Source organism: Micromonospora pisi, from assembly GCF_003633685.1.
Taxonomy (GTDB): Bacteria; Actinomycetota; Actinomycetes; order Mycobacteriales; family Micromonosporaceae; genus Micromonospora_G; species Micromonospora_G pisi.
Map to the genome: position 1 here is coordinate 5,182,812 of NZ_RBKT01000001.1, position 19,838 is coordinate 5,202,649.

At 70.9% G+C, this 19,838-nt stretch carries 17 protein-coding genes and 1 riboswitch; of the genes, 13 read left to right on the top strand and 4 right to left on the bottom strand.

Annotated features, from left to right (window positions below; all coding sequences use genetic code 11):
• The first annotated feature begins 358 nt into the window (after positions 1–358).
• A riboswitch (TPP riboswitch) is annotated at positions 359–468 on the top strand.
• The 7 genes from thiE to thiC all read left to right on the top strand — a co-directional run bounded on the left by thiE (position 463) and on the right by thiC (position 6,478).
• Entirely contained in the window at positions 463–1,107 is a 645-nt protein-coding gene (gene thiE, locus BDK92_RS22170) for a thiamine phosphate synthase (RefSeq protein WP_121158436.1), read from the top strand. Its footprint overlaps the riboswitch before it by 6 nt.
• Positions 1,101–2,384 carry a glycine oxidase ThiO gene (gene thiO / locus BDK92_RS22175; protein ID WP_425462249.1) on the top strand — a complete coding sequence of 428 codons (1,284 nt, stop codon included), beginning with the start codon at positions 1,101–1,103 and terminating at the stop codon, positions 2,382–2,384. Before thiE ends, thiO begins: the two co-directional genes overlap by 7 nt.
• 20 nt (positions 2,385–2,404) lie before the next feature.
• Positions 2,405–2,605, top strand: a complete 201-nt coding sequence (gene thiS / locus BDK92_RS22180; protein ID WP_121162476.1) for a sulfur carrier protein ThiS — start codon at positions 2,405–2,407, stop codon at positions 2,603–2,605.
• A 5-nt stretch (positions 2,606–2,610) separates the two neighbouring features.
• The gene (locus tag BDK92_RS22185; RefSeq protein ID WP_121158437.1) at positions 2,611–3,423 is read left to right on the top strand and encodes a thiazole synthase; all 813 of its coding nucleotides are present in this window, start codon (positions 2,611–2,613) and stop codon (positions 3,421–3,423) included.
• A gap of 62 nt (positions 3,424–3,485) precedes the next feature.
• Positions 3,486–4,076 (top strand): thiamine phosphate synthase, encoded by a 591-nt coding sequence (locus BDK92_RS22190; protein WP_121158438.1) that lies wholly within the window; start codon positions 3,486–3,488, stop codon positions 4,074–4,076.
• Positions 4,073–4,867, top strand: a complete 795-nt coding sequence (gene thiD, locus BDK92_RS22195) for a bifunctional hydroxymethylpyrimidine kinase/phosphomethylpyrimidine kinase (RefSeq protein ID WP_121158439.1) — start codon at positions 4,073–4,075, stop codon at positions 4,865–4,867. The genes BDK92_RS22190 and thiD overlap by 4 nt, the downstream gene beginning before the upstream one ends.
• 18 nt (positions 4,868–4,885) lie before the next feature.
• The gene (thiC, locus tag BDK92_RS22200) at positions 4,886–6,478 is read left to right on the top strand and encodes a phosphomethylpyrimidine synthase ThiC (protein WP_121158440.1); all 1,593 of its coding nucleotides are present in this window, start codon (positions 4,886–4,888) and stop codon (positions 6,476–6,478) included.
• A gap of 120 nt (positions 6,479–6,598) precedes the next feature.
• On the opposite strand, the gene BDK92_RS22205 is transcribed toward thiC, so the two are convergent.
• From BDK92_RS22205 to BDK92_RS22215, 3 genes are all read right to left on the bottom strand, one after another.
• Positions 6,599–9,301, bottom strand: a complete 2,703-nt coding sequence (locus BDK92_RS22205) for a hypothetical protein (RefSeq protein ID WP_121158441.1) — start codon at positions 9,299–9,301, stop codon at positions 6,599–6,601.
• 75 nt (positions 9,302–9,376) lie between these two features.
• Complete coding sequence (locus BDK92_RS22210; RefSeq protein ID WP_121158442.1) at positions 9,377–10,327, bottom strand: LLM class F420-dependent oxidoreductase; 951 nt, start codon at positions 10,325–10,327, stop codon at positions 9,377–9,379.
• A gap of 1 nt (position 10,328) precedes the next feature.
• On the bottom strand, positions 10,329–11,114 hold the full coding sequence (locus BDK92_RS22215) for an ABC transporter ATP-binding protein (protein WP_121162477.1): 786 nt from the start codon (positions 11,112–11,114) through the stop codon (positions 10,329–10,331).
• Between the two features lie 270 nt (positions 11,115–11,384).
• On the opposite strand from BDK92_RS22215, the gene BDK92_RS22220 reads away from it, so the two are divergent.
• Positions 11,385–12,425, top strand: a complete 1,041-nt coding sequence (locus BDK92_RS22220) for an ABC transporter substrate-binding protein (protein WP_121162478.1) — start codon at positions 11,385–11,387, stop codon at positions 12,423–12,425.
• 113 nt (positions 12,426–12,538) lie between these two features.
• Positions 12,539–13,366 carry an ABC transporter permease gene (locus BDK92_RS22225; protein WP_425462315.1) on the top strand — a complete coding sequence of 276 codons (828 nt, stop codon included), beginning with the start codon at positions 12,539–12,541 and terminating at the stop codon, positions 13,364–13,366.
• Positions 13,367–13,492: 126 nt separating this feature from the next.
• Here BDK92_RS22225 and BDK92_RS22230 read toward each other — a convergent pair whose 3' ends face one another.
• Positions 13,493–14,683, bottom strand: a complete 1,191-nt coding sequence (locus tag BDK92_RS22230) for an ABC transporter substrate-binding protein (RefSeq protein ID WP_121158444.1) — start codon at positions 14,681–14,683, stop codon at positions 13,493–13,495.
• Between the two features lie 480 nt (positions 14,684–15,163).
• Between BDK92_RS22230 and BDK92_RS22235 the strand changes: the two genes are divergently transcribed.
• From BDK92_RS22235 to BDK92_RS22250, 4 genes are all read left to right on the top strand, one after another.
• Positions 15,164–18,322, top strand: a complete 3,159-nt coding sequence (locus BDK92_RS22235) for a sensor histidine kinase (RefSeq protein WP_121158445.1) — start codon at positions 15,164–15,166, stop codon at positions 18,320–18,322.
• On the top strand, positions 18,319–18,729 hold the full coding sequence (locus BDK92_RS22240) for a roadblock/LC7 domain-containing protein (RefSeq protein ID WP_121158446.1): 411 nt from the start codon (positions 18,319–18,321) through the stop codon (positions 18,727–18,729). The genes BDK92_RS22235 and BDK92_RS22240 overlap by 4 nt, the downstream gene beginning before the upstream one ends.
• A gap of 65 nt (positions 18,730–18,794) precedes the next feature.
• The gene (locus tag BDK92_RS22245; protein ID WP_121158447.1) at positions 18,795–19,166 is read left to right on the top strand and encodes a DUF742 domain-containing protein; all 372 of its coding nucleotides are present in this window, start codon (positions 18,795–18,797) and stop codon (positions 19,164–19,166) included.
• Positions 19,147–19,770: a GTP-binding protein gene (locus BDK92_RS22250; RefSeq protein WP_121158448.1), complete on the top strand. Its 624-nt coding sequence runs from the start codon at positions 19,147–19,149 to the stop codon at positions 19,768–19,770. Before BDK92_RS22245 ends, BDK92_RS22250 begins: the two co-directional genes overlap by 20 nt.
• The last annotated feature ends 68 nt before the right edge of the window (positions 19,771–19,838 follow it).

A 19,838-nucleotide genomic window follows, 5' to 3' on the forward strand; every position in this document is an offset into this window, starting at 1 on the left:
CGTCCGATGAGGACAACGGGGGATCCCCGGCCGGCTCGCCGAAGACCGGTTCGGGGGTGTGGGTTTCGCCGGGTTGGCCCGCCGTGGCCGCACCGCCGAAATTTGTCTTGTCGCTGAACAAATTAATGCTGGTCGACGCGGGACGGGCAATACAGCAACAAGCCAAATCGGGTAACGGTTGGGTAACCGAGGTGGATCTTCCGGATAGGACAGACAAAACCGGAGCCCGTTCGACGGCCTTTTGGTCGCTGGCCGAGGGTCACGCCGGGGTGGCGGCGAGTGCGTTCGCCCGCCCCGACGGGCCCCTGTGACGCGTGACCCTCTTGGCGGATCGGGTCCGCCGTCGTAGTGTGGTCGACAAGTAACCCACGGGAGTCCGGTGAACCGGGCTGAGAGGGGGGCTCGAAGCCCCCGACCGTCGAACCTGATCCGGGTAATGCCGGCGCAGGGAGGAGCGTTGCCGTGCCCGCACTGGGACGACTGCATCTCATCACCGACACCCGTACCGGGCGTGATCCGATCGCCACGGTACGTGCCGCACTGGCCGTCGCCGGCCCCGAACTCGTGGTCCAGGTACGCGTCGAGGACGACGCCACCGACCGCGAGGCGTACGACCTCGCCGGTCGGATCGTCGAACTCTGCACCCCGGCCGGTGCGACCTGCCTGGTCAACGACCGGCTGCACGTGGCGCTCGCGGTGCACGCCGCCGGAGGGCACGTCGGGGCACTGGACCTGCCGGTCGCGGCCGCCCGGCGGGTGCTCGGGCCGGACGCGCTGCTCGGTGCCACCGCCCGGGACCCCGCCACCGCCCTCGACGCCGTCGCCGACGGCGCCAGCTACCTCGGTGTCGGCCCCTGTTACGCCACCACCACCAAGGACGGGCTGCCGGAACCGATCGGGCCGGCAGGTGTCGGACGGGTCGTCGAGGCGGTGGGCGTACCGGTCATCGCGATCGGTGGGGTGACCGCCGAGCGGGTGCCGGCGCTGCTCGCCGCCGGGGCGTACGGCGTCGCCGTGGTCGGTGCCCTCTCCGGCGCCGCCGACCCCTCCCGGGCCACCACCGAACTGCTCGCCGCACTCGGCCGCACCGGAGCCCCGACATGTTAGGAGGGGGCCCCTATACAACGGAATCCGATAACAGGGGGCCCTTCCTTACCGCCCGGCGGGCGGATGTGGCGGTGGTGGGGGGTGGGCCGATCGGGTTGGCCGTGGCGTGGCGGGCGGCGTCGCGGGGGATGCGGGTGCTGCTGCACGACCCCCGTCCCGGCAGCGGGGCCTCCGCGGTGGCGGCGGGCATGCTCGCCCCGGTCGCCGAGGCATCCTTCGGTGAGGAGGAGCTGACCCGACTGCTGCTCGACTCCGCCGCCCGCTGGCCCGACTTCGCCGTCGAGGTCGCCGCCGCCGCCGGACTCGCCGGCAGCGCCGAACTGGGTTTCCGCACCGAGGGCACGCTGGTGGTCGGCCGGACCGCCGACGACCTCGCCGAGGCGCGTCGGCTCTGGTCGTACCAGCAGGGGCTCGGGCTGCCGATCACCGCGCTGAACGCCACCGAACTACACGACCGGGAACCGTTGCTCGCACCCCGCGTACGCGGCGGCGCACACGCCCCCGACGACCACCAGGTCGACCCCCGACGGCTGGTCGCCGCCCTGCGTACGGCGGCCGAGAGCGCCGGTGTGGTGTTCGTGCCGTCGACCGTTCGTGGGCTCGACGAGATCGACGCCGGCACCGTCGTGGTCGCCGCCGGCTGTGGCGCGGCCGAGCTGACCGGGCTGCCGATTCGGCCGGTGAAGGGACAGATCCTCCGGCTCCGCGCTCCCGGCGGGGAGGCGCCCGGCTTCCGGCACGTGATCCGGGGGTACGCCGACGGCCGCTCGGTCTACCTGGTGCCCCGGCACGACGGCGAGGTCGTCGTCGGCGCGACCGTCGAGGAGCGCGGCGACACCACGGTCACCGCTGGCGGCGTACGGGACCTGCTCCACGCGGCGACCGAACTCGTGCCGGAACTCGCCGAGTACGAACTGGTCGAGGCGGTCGCCGGGCACCGACCCGGTACGCCCGACAACGCCCCGCTCATCGGCCCACTGGCCGGACGCCCCCAGGTGGTCGTCGCGACCGGGCACTACCGGCACGGCATCCTGCTGACCCCGGTGACCGCGGACCTCGTCGTCGACCTGCTCGCCAGTGGCGTACCCGATCCGGTGCTGGCCCCGTTCTCCCCGGACCGTTTCGACGGGTACCGGTCGGCACCAGGGCTGACCGGACCCGGGTGGGACGGACCCGAGCTGGCGGAACCTGGGCTCGCACATCCTGAGCTGGCAAATCGCGAGCTGGCACATCCCGGGCTGGCGGCGTCCGGACCGGCGAGAGAGGAGATCCGGTGAGCGGAGAGGGTGAGGTTTCGGTGGAGCTGACCGTGAACGGTACGGACCACAGACTGCCCGGTGGCGTGACCGTCGCCGAACTGGTCGCCACGGTGACCGGACAGAGCCGAGGGGTGGCGGTCGCGGTGAACGGCGAGGTGGTGCCCCGAGCCGGCTGGCCGGCGGCGGTGCTGCACGCCGGGGACCGCGTCGAGGTGCTGACCGCTGCCCAGGGCGGCTGAGCCCGATGTCGCAACAGGAACCGGGGCGGGGCACCGTACCGGCGACCACCCCGTTCGAGCTGGGTGGGGAGACGTTCGGGTCGAGGCTGATCCTCGGCACCGGCGGTGCCGCCAACCTGCACGTGCTGGAGCAGGCGATCCGGGCCAGCGGAACCGAACTGGTCACCGTCGCGCTGCGCCGGGTCGACAGCGCCGCCACCATGCACGGCGGGCTGCTGGACGTGCTCGACCGGTGCGGCGTACGACTGCTGCCGAACACCGCCGGTTGTTACACCGCCGCCGAGGCGGTCAAGGTCGCCCGGCTCGCCCGCGAGGCGTTCGACACCTCGTGGGTGAAACTGGAGGTGATCGGCGACGACCGGACACTGCTGCCCGACGCGGTCGAACTGCTGCACGCCGCCGACCAGCTCGTCGCCGACGGCTTCACCGTGCTGCCGTACACCAGCGACGATCCGGTGCTGGCCCGGCGGCTCGCCGAGGCGGGCTGCGCCGCGGTGATGCCCGCCGGTGCGCCGATCGGCTCCGGCCTCGGCATCGGCAACCCGCACCACATCCGGCTGATCCGGCAGAACGTGGAGGTGCCGGTCATCCTCGACGCCGGCATCGGCACCGCCTCCGACGCTGCGCTCGCCATGGAACTGGGCTGCGACGGGGTGCTGCTGGCCAGCGCCGTGACCCGGGCCGCCGAGCCGGTACGGATGGCCACCGCCATGCGGTACGCCGTCGAGGGGGGCTGGCTCGCCGCGCGGGCCGGGCGCATCCCACGACGATTCCACGCGCTCGCCTCCAGCCCCGACGAGGGGCGGCCGGAGCTGTGACCGCTCCGGTACGTCGACCGGGCCCGGACACCAGCGGGTGGGCACCGGTACGGCGAGCGGGAGTGCCGAACGGGCTGGTGGTCGTCACCGACCGACGCCTGGCCCGTGCCCCGCTGCCCGAGGTGGTGCGGGCGGCGGTGGCCGGCGGTGCCCGCTGGGTCCTGCTCCGGGAGAAGGACCTGCCCCGCGACGAGCGGTTGGCGCTCGCCGAGGAACTGCGGCTGATCCTCGCCCCGGCCGGCGGGACGCTGCTGGTGGCCGGACCCGACCCGCTCGGCGGAAACGCGGTGCACCTGGCGTCGGCCGGACCGTACCCCCCGCCCGAACTGCCCCTGGTCGGTCGCTCCTGCCACGACGCGGCGGAACTGCTCCGCCTCACCACGGAGGATTACGTGACCCTCTCCCCGGTCTTCCCCAGCCGGTCGAAACCCGGTTACGGCCCGCCGTTGCGGCCGGTCGGCCTGGCGCGGCTGGCCCGGCGTACGTCGGTCCCGGTGCTCGCGCTCGGCGGAGTCTCCGACGCCGAACAGGTCGCCGCCTGCGTGGTGGCGGGCGCGGCCGGGGTGGCGGTGATGGGCGCGGTGATGGGCGCTGACGATCCCACCGAACTGGTCGCCCGACTCATCCGCGCCACCGGGGAGGGTCACCGGTGACCCCGCCGGTGGTGCTCACCGTCGCCGGTTCCGATTCCGGTGCCGGGGCCGGCATCCAGGCTGATCTGAAGGTCTTCGCGGCGCTCGGTGTCTACGGGACCTCGGTGATCACCGCGCTCACGGCACAGAACACCCGTGAGGTACGCGCGGTCCTGCCGACCCCGGCCGACCTGGTCACCGCACAGCTCGATGCGGTCCTGACCGACCTGCCCGTACAGGCGACCAAGACCGGCATGCTCGGCACCGAGTCGGTCGCGGACACGGTGGCGGCACACGCCCGCGCCGGGCTGCTGCCGAACCTGGTGGTCGATCCGGTGCTCGTCTCGACCAGCGGGCACCGGCTCGGCGTGGTCGCCGCGGTGGAGCGGCTGCTGCCGTACGCGCTGGTCGTGACGCCGAACCGGGAGGAGGCCGCGGCGCTCGTCGGACGCCCGGTGACCACGGTCGACGAGATGATCGCCGCCGCCGCGCAGATCGCCGCACGAGGTCCCCGTCACGTGGTGGTCACCGGCGGCGGTGACGAGGACACCGGTGCGGGCGAGGCGGTGGACGTCCACTGGACCGACGGCGAGCCCAGGCTGCTCCCCGGGGCCTGGGTGGCCACCCGCAACACCCACGGCACCGGCTGCTCCTTCTCGGCCGCGATCGCGGCCCGGATCGCGCTCGGTGACGAGGTGCCGGCCGCGGTTGTCTTCGCCAAGGAGTACGTCGCCCGCGCGCTCGCCGGTGGGCGCGACTGGAAGTTGGGCACCGGCCATGGACCGCTGGACCACTTCGGTTGGTCCCGCTGATTAGCAGGAGGTTTTGCTATGCAGGCTCGTCGCAAGGTGTACGTGGAGGGATCGCGGCCGGACATCCGGGTCCCGTTCGCCGAGGTGGAGCTGGCCGGGGAGAACCCGCCGGTACGGCTGTACGACACCTCCGGTCCCGGCAGCGACCCGGAGGTCGGCCTGCCGGCGCTGCGCGGACCGTGGATCGCGGAGCGAGGTGACGTGGCACCGGTACGTGGTGCCGGCACCCCGCTCGCCGGTGTGGACGGGCGCCGGCCGACCCAGTTGGCGTACGCCCGGGCCGGGATCGTCACGCCGGAGATGGAGTTCGTCGCGGTCCGGGAGAACCTCCCCGCCGAGCTGGTACGTGACGAGATCGCCCGGGGACGCGCGGTGCTCCCGCTCAACGTCAACCACCCCGAGGTGGAACCGGCGATCATCGGTAGTCGCTTCCTGGTGAAGGTGAACGCCAACATCGGTACCTCGGCGGTCACCTCGTCGGTCGCGGAGGAGGTGGAGAAGCTCACCTGGGCCACCCGCTGGGGTGCGGACACGGTGATGGACCTCTCCACCGGCAAGCGGATCCACGAGACGCGGGAGGCGATCGTCCGCAACTCGCCGGTCCCGATCGGCACCGTGCCGATCTACCAGGCTCTGGAGAAGGTCGGCGGGGACCCGGTCAAGCTTTCCTGGGAGGTGTTCCGGGAGACCGTCATCGAGCAGGCCGAGCAGGGCGTCGACTACATGACGGTGCATGCCGGGGTGCTGATGCGGTACGTGCCGCTGGCGGTCGAGCGGGTCACCGGCATCGTCTCCCGGGGCGGCTCGATCATGGCGGCCTGGTGTCTGGCGCACCACCAGGAGAACTTCCTCTACACCAACTTCCGGGAGCTGTGCGAGATCCTCGCCCGGTACGACGTCACCTTCTCCCTCGGCGACGGACTGCGTCCGGGCTCGATCGCCGACGCCAACGACGAGGCGCAGTTCGCCGAGCTGCGTACCCTCGGCGAGTTGACGAAGATCGCCTGGGAGTACGACGTCCAGGTGATGATCGAGGGCCCGGGGCACGTGCCGATGCACAAGATCAAGGAGAACGTCGACCTCCAGCAGGAACTCTGCCAGGAGGCCCCGTTCTACACCCTCGGTCCACTGACGACCGACATCGCGCCCGCGTACGACCACATCACCTCGGCGATCGGCGCCGCGATGATCGGCATGTTCGGCACCGCCATGCTCTGCTACGTCACCCCGAAGGAGCACCTGGGGCTGCCGGACCGGGACGACGTCAAGGCCGGCGTGATCGCGTACAAGATCGCGGCGCACGCCGCCGACCTGGCGAAGGGGCATCCGGGGGCGCAGGACTGGGACAACGCGTTGTCCAAGGCGCGGTTCGAGTTCCGCTGGGAGGACCAGTTCAACCTCTCGCTCGACCCGGAGACCGCGCGGGCGTACCACGACGCGACGCTCCCCGCCGAGCCGGCGAAGACCGCGCACTTCTGCTCGATGTGCGGGCCGAAGTTCTGCTCCATGAAGATCACTCAGGAGCTGAAGGAGTACGCCGCGCGCGGCATGCAGGACAAGTCGACCGAGTTCGTCGAGTCCGGTGGCAAGGTCTACCTGCCGCTCGCCTGACCTACCGCCCTCCGCGGCATCGTCCCCGCTCCGCCGCCCGTTGAGTTGATCATGAAGTTGGCGCGTCTCCCGGTCACGGAAGACGCGCCAACTTCATGATCGATCGAGGTACGGGTGGGGCTAGTCGGCGTGGTGGCGGCCGGAGGAGCGGAGAGTGCGCCGCGTGCCGCCGTCGCGGGACGCGCTCTCCTCGGCAGCGGGTGCACCCAGGCCGCTGACCCAGTCGACGTACTCCTCGTCGGTCTCCGGGACCGGGCGCTCCGTACGACCCCGTCCACGCGGCTCACGCTGCGACGCGGCTTCGGCCGGGGCGTTGTCCGGGCCACCCGGTTCGGATTCGCCGCCGTTGCCGGTCTGCCGGTTGCGTCGGAACAGGCCACGTCGGGGCCGGGCCGCCTTCTCTTCGACCTTCTCCTCGGCTGGTTCCTCGGCTGGTTGCTCCGCCGGGGGTTCGGTCTCCGCCACGGGCGTCCGATCGGTCTCCGTCTCGGCCTGCTCCGTCTCCCACGACCTGGTCGGCCGTTCCTGCTCCCGGTGTACCGCTGCGGGCTCCGGGTGCACGGATGCGGTGTCCCGGCGTACCGGTGCGGGCTCGCCGGAGGGCTCGGCGGCGAACGCCGGCCCGGTGTTGGCGACCGGTTCGGAAGGGGTGAACCGTACGGGGGCGAAGATCGGCACCTGCGGTGTGGTCCGTTCCGTGTTCGCGGCCGGCTCCGCCGGTGCGGGGCGCTGGCCGGTGCTGACCGGCGTGACCCGCTTCGGGGCGCTGGTCGGTTCCGGCGGGGTCCGCCTGGCGGTGCTGACCGGTTCGGGGGTGGTGAAGGGCTTGGCGGTGCTGACCGGTTCCGGGGTGGTGAAAGGCTTGGCGGTGCTGACCGGTTCCGGGGTGGTGAAGGGCTTGGCGGTGTTCACCGGTTCCGGGGTGATGGAGGCGGCAGGGGAGATCGGCCTAGGGGTCTCGGTCCGATCCGTCTCCCGCTCGGCGCCGACGTCGGAGCCGGCCCGGTTCGGACGAACCGGCGGCGCGGAGGCGGCGGGTCCGCTGGAACTGCTCCGGTTTCCGGCCGCGAAGGCGTTCCAACCATTCTCGGTACGTTCCTCGAACGGCTTGTGCGGATCGGCGGTGGCCGGCCAGTAGTCCGAGGTGGCCAGGGTGGCGAGGGTCGGGTCGGCCCATTCCGGTTCCGGTCGGCGGACCGGCGGTGCTGGCGGCGTTGTCGGCACCGATGGCGTCGTCGGCATCTCGTCCTGGACCGCCTCGACCCGCGTACGCGGTGTGCTGGACGCGGTCGTACGTTCCGGTGCGCCCGGGTCGCTCGCCGTCACCGGCCAGCCCGGCTCCGTGGACGGGGTGCGCTCGTGAACCTCGGCCGGGCCTCCGGTGGCGTCCCGGCCTCCGTCGGTCTCCCGGCCTCCGTCGGTCTCCCGGCCTCCGTCGGTCTCCCGGCCTCCGTCGGTCTCCCGGCCTCCGTCGGTCTCCCGGCCTCTGCTGGCGTCCCGGCCTCCGCTGGCGTCGAGCGAGGAGGGACGGGAGGGGTCGAGGTCGGTCTCGCTCGGCCCGCGCTGAGCCGGAACGCTGGTCGGGTCGACCGTCCGGGGCTCCGGTTCGCGGCCGGCCGTGGACTCGACCCAGGTTCCGGTCGCGGCGGTGGCCCAGGACTCGGTGGCGCGGTCGGTCCGCCCCGCCGTCGACAGGCTGGCCGGTGAACCGACCGGTTCGTCGCCCGACGTGTCGCTCGGTGACCCGACGGGAAGGTCGCCAGGCGTTTCGTGCGCTGCTCCGTAAGGCTGGTCGCTCGACGCTTCGTGCGCTGGTTCGTAAGGCTGGTCGGTGGACGCCTCGAACGGTGAGCCGGTGGATCCGTCGGTCCAGGTCTCGCCCGAGCGGTCCGGCGTGGCGGCGGCCGGCTGGGCGGCGCGTACCCGTTGCAGGATCTCGGTCGGTTCCAGCGGGCTCGACGCGGCCGTCTCCGTGGTCAGTGGCCAGCGCATCACCGCGGCGAGCACCGAACCGAGGGCGCCCGCTCCGACCGCGACCAGCGCACCCCAGTAGGGCGCCGCCTGGTACTTGTCGCTGGAGTCGCCCGGACCGGCGGTGAGATAGGCCAGGGCGAGCAGCGCCGGGCCGACCGCGCCGGTGCTGGCGACGACCACGGTCGGGTGTCCCCGGAAGCGGGCCAACGCGCCGCTGACCGCGCCGGCGACCAGGGCCAGCGCCGGCATCGTCACGACCGCGAGCCGTTGGGTCGTACCGGCGCCGAGCCAGGCCGGGTCGGGCACCCCGAGGCGTACGGCGGGCAGCGGGTCGGTCGGTCCCAGTGACGGCATCACCGAGATCAGCGCCAACAGCCAGATCCCGCCGGTCAGCGTGGCGATGTTCCAGCTGATCGGGGACTGGCTGAGGGCTGCCAGCGCCGTCGCGAGCCCGACCAGCGCGCCCAGCCCGGCGACCAGACCGGTGGCGAGCACCGGGTCGACCGAGGCCACCTCCGCGGCGCGGGCCGGTTGCATGGAGAGCGGGGCGACGGAACCTGCGCCGAGCGCGGCGGCGGCGGCCAGTGCCAACCGGGTGGCGAGGGTGGGACGGTAGTCGTACCGCCGAGCCAGCCGGTCCGCGACCACCGCCCCGACGACCGCGGCCACCATGGTGAACCAACCCACCCAGGTGAGTTGCGCGGTCCAGTGGCTGGCCGTGGTCGCGTCGAAGGTACGGGCGAATCGCAGAATGCCGAAGCCGTACGCGAAGCCGAGTTGGCCCGCTCCGGCGAGTACGCCGACGCCGAGTGCGACGAGCAGCACCCTGCCCCAGGTCCGAAAGGCCATGCGGGGCAGGTTACGGCGCGTCGGGTCCGATCGCCACCCTGACGGCAGCGCGTCGGCCACTACTTCGGCGGCCCGCTAGCGGGAGGCGCCGATCTGGGGCAGCACCTCGCTGGCGATGAGTTCCAGGTGGTCGAGGTCATGCAGATCGGTCAGCCGCAGGTGCACGCGACCGGTGCCGATCTCCGCGAACTCGCCGATCCGCTCGACCAGCTGGGCCGGCGAACCGACTACCGGGTCCTCCGGCGGCAGGGCGCTCTTCTCGTGCAGTGGTGCGGCGCGGCGCTGGGCCTCGGCCTCGTTCCGGCCGATCGCCACCACGATGCCGGCGGAGAGCACCAGCGGGTCCAGTCCGTTCGCGGCCCGGTCCACCCGCGCGCACGCCGCGTGGACCCGCTCGTACGCCTCGGCGGTCTCCTTGACCGACTTGAACGGCATGTTGAACTCGTGGGCGTAGCGGGCGGCCAGCGCCGGGGTCCGCTTGAGGCCCTTGCCACCGATGATGATCGGCGGGCCCGGCACCTGCACCGGCTTGGGCAGGGCGGGCGCCTCGACGAGCTGATAGTGCTCACCCTGGTGGGTGAAGCGCTCGCCGACCGGGGTACGCCAGAGACCGGTCACCACGGCAAGTTGCTCCGCCAGCCGACCGAACCGCTCGCCGACGGGCGGGAACGGGATGCCGTACGCGAGGTGTTCCCGCTCGTACCAGCCGGCTCCGATGCCGAGGTCGACCCGGCCGCCGCTCATCTGGTCCACCTGGGCGACGATCACGGCCAGCGGGCCGGGCAGCCGGAAGGTGGACGAGGTGACCAGGGTGCCGAGCCTGATCCGGGAGGTCTCCCGGGCCAGACCGGCCAGGGTGATCCAGGCGTCGGTCGGGCCGGGCAGACCGAGGTCCGCGCCCATCGCCTGGTAGTGGTCCGCGCGGAGCCAGCCCTCGAACCCGCTGTCCTCGGCGAGCCGGGCCATTCGAAGTTGATCGTCGTAGGTGGCGCCGCGATGCGGCTCGGTGAAGATGGATACTCGCACGTCAGTGACCTTTCACTCCGGCCGTTGCCGGGGAATCGCGCTCCATCAGAAGTTCGTGCAGATCCGCGCTGCAACGGGCGACCTCTTCGAGGTGGGCGTTTCGGCCCAGGCTCCGTGGCCGCGGAATGTTGATGTCGACCACCTTGCGGAGGCGACCCGGGCGTGGGCTCAGCACGATCACCCGGTCGGCGAGTAGTACCGCCTCGTCGATCGAGTGGGTGACGAAGACGATCGTTGCGGCGTTCTCCATGTGCACCCGCTGCAGTTCCACCGACAGTTCCTCACGGGTGAGGGCGTCGAGGGCGGAGAACGGTTCGTCCATGAGCATTACCCGCGGATTGCCGATGAGTGAACGGCAGAGTGAAACCCGCTGCTGCATCCCACCGGAGAGTTCGTGTGGCAGCCGCTTCTCGAAGCCACCCAGCCCGACCATCTCGAGCAGCTCCATGGCGCGGGCCCGGTGACTCGCGCGGCGCCAGCCGAAGATCTCCACCGGCAGCAGTACGTTGTCCAGCACTGTGCGCCACGGCAGCAGTGCGGGGCGTTGAAAGAGCATCGCGATATCGCGACGGGTCTTGGTGACCCGCTCACCGGCGACTGTGATCTCGCCCTCGGTCGGCGGAAGTAGTCCAGCGATAAGTCGGAGCAAAGTGGACTTTCCGCAACCGGAACGACCGACAATCGCCACGAATTCGCCTTGGGCCACGTCCAGATCGATGCCTCGGAGCGCCTCCACAGTGCCCGATCGGCCCGTGAAGGTGCGGGACACTCCCGCTAGTCGGATCATCCGGAGGCTCCCCATCCAGCGTCAGCAGGTCAACAGCCGTGCCAGGTTATCCGGATTGTCGACGTACGGACAGACCGGGGGGCGAATCCAGTTTGTTTCCGTTCCGCAACATGACATGCCTGGCGGGGCAAAGGTGGGGTTCTCGTACGCTGTGCCCGCGAAGTTTCCTTACCCACGGCACGGCGCCCACCCCCCGGCCCCGAGCCGCCCCGCCCCAAACGGCCCCCCTCCGTCGGTCGAAAAGCCGCCGGTCGAAAGGAAATGGTGTTCATGAAAAGGCTGACTCGTACGATCGCCGTCGCCGCCCTGGCCAGCACTTTGGCCATCGCGAGCGGCTGCAGCGGCGCGGACGACTCCAACAGTGCCGGTGGTTCCGGTGACGGCAAGACGCTGGAGAAGGTCACGTACCTGACCTCCTTCGCCAACTTCGGCCGGGACGCGTACGCGTACGTGGCCAAGGACAAGGGGTACTTCAAGGAGGCCGGCTTCGACGTTGACATCAAGCCCGGCAGTGGCACCCTGAACAACCTCAAGGCGGTCGCCACCGGCACCGCGATGTTCACCCCGCTCGACCTCACCGGCATCCTGCAGGCGCGGGGCACCGGCAGCCCCGAGGCCAAGGAGGTGACGGTCGTCGCCGGCATCCAGCAGCGGACCATGGCGGCCATCATCACCCTCGACGACAAGGGCATCACCACCCCGAAGGACCTCGAGGGCAAGACGCTCGTCGACAGCCCCAGCTCCGTGGTGCGCAACCTGTTCCCGACCTACGCCACGCTCGCTGGCGTCGACGCGAAGAAGGTCACCTGGCGTGACGGCGACCCGGCGGGCCTGATCGGCCTGCTGGCCGGCGGCGCCGCTCAGGGCATCGGCCAGTTCGTCGTGGGCAAGCCCACGGTCGAGGCGGCGGCGAAGGGCAAGAAGGCCGTCGTGCTGCCGTACAGCGACGTGATGACCGACCTGTACGGCAACGTGCTGATCACCTCGAGCAAGATTGCCAAGGAAGACCCGGAGAAGGTCAAGCGGTTCACCGCCGCGCTGATCAAGGGGCTGGTCGCGAGCATCGACAACCCCACCGAAACCGGTCAGATCCTGAACAAGAACGTCCCGACCGCGGCTGCCGCGCCGGCTGCCGCCGAGACCGAGTTGATGGCGTCGTTCGTCCGTTCCGCCGGTTCGGGTGCGGCGGTCGGCACGATCGACATCGCCCGGGTGTCCCGGAGCATCGCGATCCTCCAGGGTGCCGGTGCTATCCCGCCGGGTCTGACCCCGGAGCAGCTCATCGACGTCAACCTGACGCCGAAGGCCTGAGCGTTCCAGAGTTACGGGGGTACACCCACCGGTGACACCGGTGGGTGTACCCCCGCTCTGTCCCGGCCCCGCGCCGGACCGAATGAGGAGTGTGAAATCAAAAGATGGCCGAGTTGACCGAGGTTCGCCCCAGGGCGCGGACAGCTGCGCCCCGGGAACGCCGGGCCGGTGGCCCCGTTGCCCGTCTGGTGATCTGGCCGGTGGTCGGCATGGTGGTCACCATCGTCGGGTGGTGGCTGGCGACGGACGTCTCCACGCTGGTCCACCCCGCCGTGCTGCCGCCTCCGGGCGACGTGCTGACCGCGTTCACCGCCAAGCCGAGCCTGCTGCTCGGCGGCATGGTGGAGACCGCGCTGGAGGTCCTGATCGGGTTCGTGCTCTCCGCGGTGGCCGGGATCCTGATCGGACTCGGGCTCTCCGCCTCGCGGACCCTGGAGCGGATGTTCTCCCCGTTGCTGGTCGGGATCAACGCGATCCCGAAGGTGACGATCGCGCCGCTGCTGGTGTTCGCCTTCGGCTGGGGCCAGCAGCCGATCCTGATCATGGTGTTCCTGCTCTGCTTCTTCCCGATCGTGCTCGCCACCACGGCCGGACTGAACGCCGCTCCGGCCGAGCTGGTGGAGCTGGCCCGATCCCTGTCCGCCTCACGCTGGCAGGCATTCCGCAAGATCCGGATGCCGGCCGCGCTGCCGCAGATCTTCGTCGGTCTGAAGGTGGCCATGCCGCTGGCCGCGATCGGCGCGGTGATCGGCGAGTTCCAGGCGGGTGCCGGGCGGGGACTGGGCACCCAGATCATCCAGTTCGGCGGGTCGGGCGACAGTGCCACCGCATGGGTGGCGATCCTGCTGGTCGGGGTCATGAGCATCGCGCTCTACTACGCGCTGGTCCTGGTCGAACACCTCGCGCTGCCCTGGGTGCGGGAGACCACCTCGGCGCGGTGAGCCCATGCCCCGACCGTCCGGCTGTCGCAGCCGGGACCGGTCGGAGCGAGGGTGCAACCGGCGGCGGCCACGGTCCCGACCCGTCACGCGGGTCCGGGACCGTGGCCGCCGAGGAGCGGGTTCCGGTCAGCTGGCCAGGCGCCAGCGGCCACCACGGGCCACCAGCATGCTCAGCGCCTGCGGCATCAGGCCGGAGTGGTTGTCCGGGGTCAGCCGGATGGGGCCGGAGAGGCCGTCCATCTGTGACGTCTCCAGCACGTCCCGCAGCCCGTCCCGGTTGGCGTCCTCGCTGGTGCTGTCGGCCCGTACCGCCGCGTCGGTGAGGAGCTGCAGCGCGTCGGCGGCGAAGGAGGAAGCGCCGTGATAGCCGCCGAACTTGGCGGTGTAGTCCCGGAACCACTGCTTACGGGCCGCCTTCGCGGGCGTGGTGGCGATGACGTCATCGATCACCATGGTCTGGCTGAAGACCATCTTCGCGTCCTCGGCCGCGATACCGCCCTGCCCCTCCAGGAACAGGTCGCCGGCGGCGTGGGCATCGAAGTACAGGCCGCCCTTGAATTCGTCCGCCTTCGCCTGGGTGGCGGCCAGGAGGGACTGTTCGGAGTTGGTCCAAACGACGATCGCGTCCGATTTGGCCTCGACCAAGGCACTCACCGCCGCGGTGAGATCGGTCTCGCCCGCCCTGATCGCCTCACTGGCGGCAATTTTGATCCCGGCCTTGTCCAGTTCAGCCTTCATTGCGGCGTGCCCGTCACGGCCGTAGGTGTCATCGGTGTAGATCACACCGACGTCCTTCACTTTGGGTTGGGCGAGCTTCAGTTCGGAGACCAGGGTGGCCGCGCTGTCGAGTGCGTTCGGTGCGAGCTTGAACACATAGCGCCGGTCGCTGATCGGGGCCGCCACTTCGTTGGCCGAGGCCAAGGCGATGGTCGGGATCTTCTTCTCGTTGATGGTCTTTGCCGCGGCGACCGCACAGGCGTCACAGCTGCCCATGATGATGGCGCTGACCGAGGGGTCGTTCGCGAACTCGCCGATGTTGCGCAGCGATTCGTTCGGGTCGGAACGGTTGTCCTTGACCTTGAGCGAGAGGGTCCGGCCACCGAGTACGCCGGACGCGTTGATCTGTTCGACCTTGAGTTCCAGGGCGCGTTGGTACGCCTCGCCCGCCGGCGCCGCCGCGCCGGAGAGTTCCAGGTCGGCGCGGATGACGATCTCGCCGGTCTGCTGCGGATCGTCGCTGAACTGGCAACCGGTGAGCGACGTGGCCAGAATGGCCGAGGCGAGCACCGTGAGTGTCGCGGAGCGGATGGGCGTCAACTCAGTCCTCCATGTGCGCGGCTAGGGCGGGGTGCCCGGTCACCGGCGACGAATTCCGTCCTCAGTAGAAGGACGGGGGTGGTCTGTCGTACGGTGTGCGCGAAGCCTTCAAACCTGGAAAACCTTGCCAATGGCGAGCGCCCGGGTCAAGCGGGCGTTGTCGAGCATGTTTCAGGACGGTGATCCTACATTCGGGACACCGATCCCACATGTTGGCCGCGACCGGCGTTTGCTGGCCTTAACTTTCCAGATGCAAGCGACCACTCTGACGATATTTGCCCAGTTCACGGGGCCTGTCAAAAGAAGGGATTCGGTGAGCAGAGTAGTGGTTCAGTCTCGTCCGACCGATTCCTGCCGTACCGCCGCTTCCCAAATCGGCCTGCTTCTGATGAAATCGCGGCCGTGCCGCGTGCGGCCCCATCCGTGGCAGCAGGCACCGGAGGGCTGGCCACGCGTGGAAGAAACGACGGAGGCGATGTCGTGAGCACCGGACCTACGACCCTGCCCGAAAACGGCCCGCCGGAACACGGGGCGCGGCGCCGCTGGTTGCCCCGACTTCGGGACACCAGGATTCGGTCCAAACTTGCGCTCATCCTGGTGGTGCCGGTCGCGGCGGTCCTCGCGCTGGCCACGGTCCGATTGGTCGACGTCGGCCAGACGGCCCTGGACGCGAACATGATCCGGTCGTTGACCGCGCTCTCGACCGACGTGTCGGGGCTCACCCAGGATCTGCACAAGGAGCGGATGGCAGCGGCTGTCTACCTTGCCGACCCGGGCACCGACCCGGAGCAGTACAACCTGGCGGTCCGGCGTACGGACGAGCGGATCACCGCGTACACCGACGAGCGCAACAGCATCGGCAACGTGCCGGAGTCGATGCAGGCGCGGATCGCCAAGATTGACGGCCACCTGGCGACGCTGAACGGCACCCGCCAGGAGGTGCTCGACCGCAAGCAGATGCTCGTCGTCGAGGCGGTGCTGCGCTACGGCGTGATCCTCGCCGACCTCGGGAACTACGGCGAAACACTGGGTGAAGTCTCCGGTGAGGGCCGGGTGGCGGACAGCCTCCGTGCCGTCGCCGCCTTCGCCCGCGCCAAGGCGGGTGCCGCGGAGGAACAGGCGGTGGGTTACGCCGCGCTTCGGTCGGGTCAGCTCGACGAGGAGCAGTTCTCCGCCTTCCTGGCCACCCAGACCAGCCAGCAGGAGGCGCTGGCCTCCTTCGAACTGGCCGCCTCGGCGAGCCAGAACGAACTGGTGGACCGGACCTACAGCGGTGACGCGGTCACCCTGGCGGAGCGGGCCGTCTCCGAGGTCGGCCGTGCGGTCAACTCGACGACGACCCCCGCGTTCGCCAAGACCACGTCGGACGCGATCGGCGCGGTCATCGACCTGATGCGCTGGGCGGAGGTCCAGCTCGAGGGCGAGCTGCTCGCCCAGGCGGACCAGGCCCAGTCGGACGTGGTCCAGCAGGCGGTGATCGAGTCGATCGTGGTGTTGATCACGCTGATCGTCGCCATCGCGCTCGCCGTGGTGCTGGCCCGGTCGCTCAACTCCTCGCTGCGCCGGCTGCGTGAGGGCGCCCTCTCGGTGGCCAACCACGACCTGCCCGACGCGGTCAGCCGGCTGCAGAACGTCGGCAGCATCGGCGACGGCGGGGTGGAGGAGATCGTCCGCCAGGTCCGGGACCCGATCCGGTTGGACAACCGGGACGAGGTCGGACAGGTGGCACTCGCCTTCAACGTCGTACACCGGGAAGCCGTCCGGGTCGCGGCGGAACAGGCCGCCCTGCGGACCAGCGTCTCGGCCATGTTCCTCAACCTGGCCCGTCGAAGCCAGGCGCTGGTCGACCGCATGATCGGCGAACTCGACATGATCGAGCGCGGCGAGGAGGACCCGAAGCGGTTGGCCCAGCTCTTCGAGCTGGACCACCTGGCCACCCGAATGCGCCGCAACGACGAGAACCTGCTGGTGCTCGCCGGTGCCGACTCGACCGCGCCCCGACGTGACGACGCGCTCCTGGTGGACGCGTTGCGGGCCGCGCAGTCCGAGGTCGAGGCGTACAACCGGATCGAGTTCGGCACGGTCGACACGGACATCTCGGTGGCCGCGCACGCGGTCAACGACGTGGTCCGGCTCGTCGCCGAACTGCTCGACAACGCGACCCGGTTCTCGTCGCCGAACACCGTCGTGGTCGCCGACGCCCGTCGGATCCGCGACTACGTCCTGATCCAGGTCGAAGACCGTGGTCTGGGGCTGAGCGAGGAACAGCTCGACGCGCTCAACCGCCGGTTGGCTGCTCCGCCGACGGTCGACGTGGCCGCGTTCCGGCTGATGGGTCTCGCCGTGGTCAGCCGCCTCGCCTCCCGGTACGGCATCCGGGTGGAGCTGCGCCGCAACGTCGAGGGTGGAACGGTCGCCCAGGTGACCCTGCCCAGCGACACCGTGGTGCTGCCGCAACTGCGGGGCCGCGAACCGCTCGCGACCCGACCCCGTCAGCCGCTCGCGGTCGAACCGGGTCCGGCCGCCGCACTGCCGGCCGCGCCGGCCTGGTCGGAGCCGATGGCACCGATCGGTGCCCGCAGCTCCGCCGCCACCCTCACCGATCAGTGGCGGACCACCCCGCCGGCTCCGCCGGTCCCGACGCCGGCCCAGCCTCCCGTGCAGTGGCAGACCGCCGACGTACGGGACAGCACCTTCCAGGTCGGCGCCACCACCGGGCCGTCCACGCAGCAGTTGGCGGTGCAGCACACGGCCGCCCACCCGCTGGTCACCCCGCCGACCGCGCACGCCAGCATGGCGCCGCCGGTCGACTCGCACGCCGGATCGCCGACCATGGCGTACCCGACGGTTCGTTCACTGCCGCAGCGGACCGCCGGTGCCTCGGCGGTCCCGAATGCGGCCCCGGCACCCTCCGCCGGCCTGCCGGCCGGGCCGGTCGCCGGCCTGGTCGCCGCCACCCCGCCCGCGCCGATGGCCGCCCCGGCGGCCCCGGCACCCCGGGCGGAGCAGCCGGGCGAGGCGCCGATCTTCCGCGAGATGGAAGCGGTCTGGTTCCGTTCCCACGGACAGGACTCGACCGCGATCTTCAACGTCCCCCCGGGGGGTTACCAGACCCCGCCGGCCCCGGCCGTGCCGGCGCCCCGGGCTGCCGAATCGGCAGCCCAGCGCGCCAGCCTCGCGGAGAGCGTCGCGGCTCGTGGTCGGGCCACGCTGCCGGCCCGCACTCCCGGCCAGACCAGCACCACCGGGTACGGGGGACAGCCGGCCGCACCGCAACCGGTCGCGCCGGTCCGCGCCCCGGAGCCGGTTCCGCCGGTGCTGGCCCCGGAACCGGTGGCGGCACCCGCCAGCACCGGTAACGAGGCGTGGCGGACGGCGGCGGACGAGGGCTGGGCCCGGGCCACCCGCGCGGCCGAGCCGGCCAACGCCGGCACCACCCGATCGGGTCTGCCCAAGCGGGTGCCGCAGGCACAACTGGTACCGGGAGGCGTCGAGACCAAGCCCGGTCAGGCGCCGAGCCGCCGAACCCCGGACGAGGTACGGGGATTGCTGTCCGCCTACCACCGCGGTGTGCAACGCGGCCGTACGGCCGGCAGTGAGCAGAACGGCACGACATCAACCAAGGAGACGAGCCGATGAACAGGCCAGCAGCGATGCAGGACATGGGTTGGCTGCTCAGCAACTTCGCCGACAGTGTGGCGGGGATCGCGCACGTGGTGGCCGTCTCGGCCGACGGGCTGCTTCTCGCCTCCTCGCGGGACCTGCCGCAGGACCGGGCCGACCAGCTTGCCGCGATCACCTCCGGCGTGGTCAGTCTGACCGACGGCGCTTCCCGGATGTTCAGCGCCGGTGGGGTGCTCCAGACCGTCATCGAGATGGACAGCGGTTACCTGTTCCTCATGTCCATCAGCGACGGTTCCTCGATGGCCGTGCTGGCAGCCCGGAGTTGCGATGTCGGTCAGGTGGGCTACGAAATGGCGCTCCTGGTCGAGCGGGTGGGCGCCGCGCTGGTGCCATTGCCACGCGAGGCGGTCGTCCGCCCCTAGCACGGATGTGACCAAGGACGGATGTCGGTGGTGCCGCAACCTCACCGGAAGGAGGTGACCGTTAGATGGACTACCCCCCACGTCGTGACGATCCACGCGGCGCGTTGGTTCGGCCGTACGCGGTCACCCGCGGCCGTACCGAACCTCGCCAGGACATCGCCCTCGAGGCGGTGCTCACGGCGACTCCGGCGGCGGTTGCGGAGTCCCGGTTCGCCGGGCATGACAAGCACCGCATCGCGACTGTCTGCGAGGGAAGAGCGCAGTCGCTGGCGGAGATCGCCGCGTACACCCGGCTACCGCTCGGTGTCGCACGGGTGCTGGTCGCCGACATGGTGGCGGACAGCTTGCTGACGCTGCACAGTGCCGCTCCCGCGGAAGCGTACGAGGAGCGGATGGAACTGCTTGAGAGGGTGCTAAGTGGACTTCGCAGGCTATGACCCCGTCGGGGCACGCCGCAACCGGGGGATCACCTCCGCGAAGATTGTGGTTGCGGGCGGCTTCGGTGTGGGCAAGACGACGCTCGTCGGCGCGGTCTCGGAGATCACTCCGCTGACCACCGAGGCGGTGATGACAGCGGCCGGTGTCGGCATCGACGATCCGTCGAAGGTGCCGGGCAAGGAGACCACCACGGTCGCCATGGACTTCGGCCGTATCACCATGGCCCAGGACCTGATCCTCTACCTGTTCGGGACACCGGGGCAGACCCGGTTCTGGTTCATGTGGGACGAGATCATCCGTGGTGCGGTGGGTGCCGCGGTACTGGTCGACACCCGGCGGATCACCGACGCCTTCGCGCCGCTCGACTACTTCGAGAACCGGAAGCTGCCGTACGTGGTGGCGTTGAACCGTTTCGACGGTGCGCCGCAGTACGCGCCGGAGGAGGTGCGGGAGGCCCTGGCCATCGCCCCGCACGTGCCGCTGGTGATGACCGACGCCCGGCACCGGGAGTCGGTCAAGCAGGTGCTGGTCACGGTGGTGGAGCACGCCATGGCGACCCTCCAGGCGCAACATGGCCGGGGCTTCCCCACCCCGGTCGGCTGATCCTCTCCGCCCCGGCGACCAGCGCCGGGGCGGGGCGTCCTCTCCGGTACGGCTCGGCACCTGGTTCC

What these genes read in the sequence shown, in the direction of transcription:
- BDK92_RS22245 (WP_121158447.1), top strand. Translation starts at nt 18,795, where the DNA reads ATGGACTACCCCCCACGTCGTGACGATCCACGCGGCGCGTTGGTTCGG.
- BDK92_RS22220 (WP_121162478.1), top strand. Translation starts at nt 11,385, where the DNA reads ATGAAAAGGCTGACTCGTACGATCGCCGTCGCCGCCCTGGCCAGCACT.
- BDK92_RS22240 (WP_121158446.1), top strand. Translation starts at nt 18,319, where the DNA reads ATGAACAGGCCAGCAGCGATGCAGGACATGGGTTGGCTGCTCAGCAAC.
- BDK92_RS22215 (WP_121162477.1), bottom strand. Translation starts at nt 11,114, where the DNA reads ATGATCCGACTAGCGGGAGTGTCCCGCACCTTCACGGGCCGATCGGGC.
- thiC (WP_121158440.1), top strand. Translation starts at nt 4,886, where the DNA reads ATGCAGGCTCGTCGCAAGGTGTACGTGGAGGGATCGCGGCCGGACATC.
- BDK92_RS22185 (WP_121158437.1), top strand. Translation starts at nt 2,611, where the DNA reads ATGTCGCAACAGGAACCGGGGCGGGGCACCGTACCGGCGACCACCCCG.
- thiO (WP_425462249.1), top strand. Translation starts at nt 1,101, where the DNA reads ATGTTAGGAGGGGGCCCCTATACAACGGAATCCGATAACAGGGGGCCC.
- BDK92_RS22205 (WP_121158441.1), bottom strand. Translation starts at nt 9,301, where the DNA reads ATGGCCTTTCGGACCTGGGGCAGGGTGCTGCTCGTCGCACTCGGCGTC.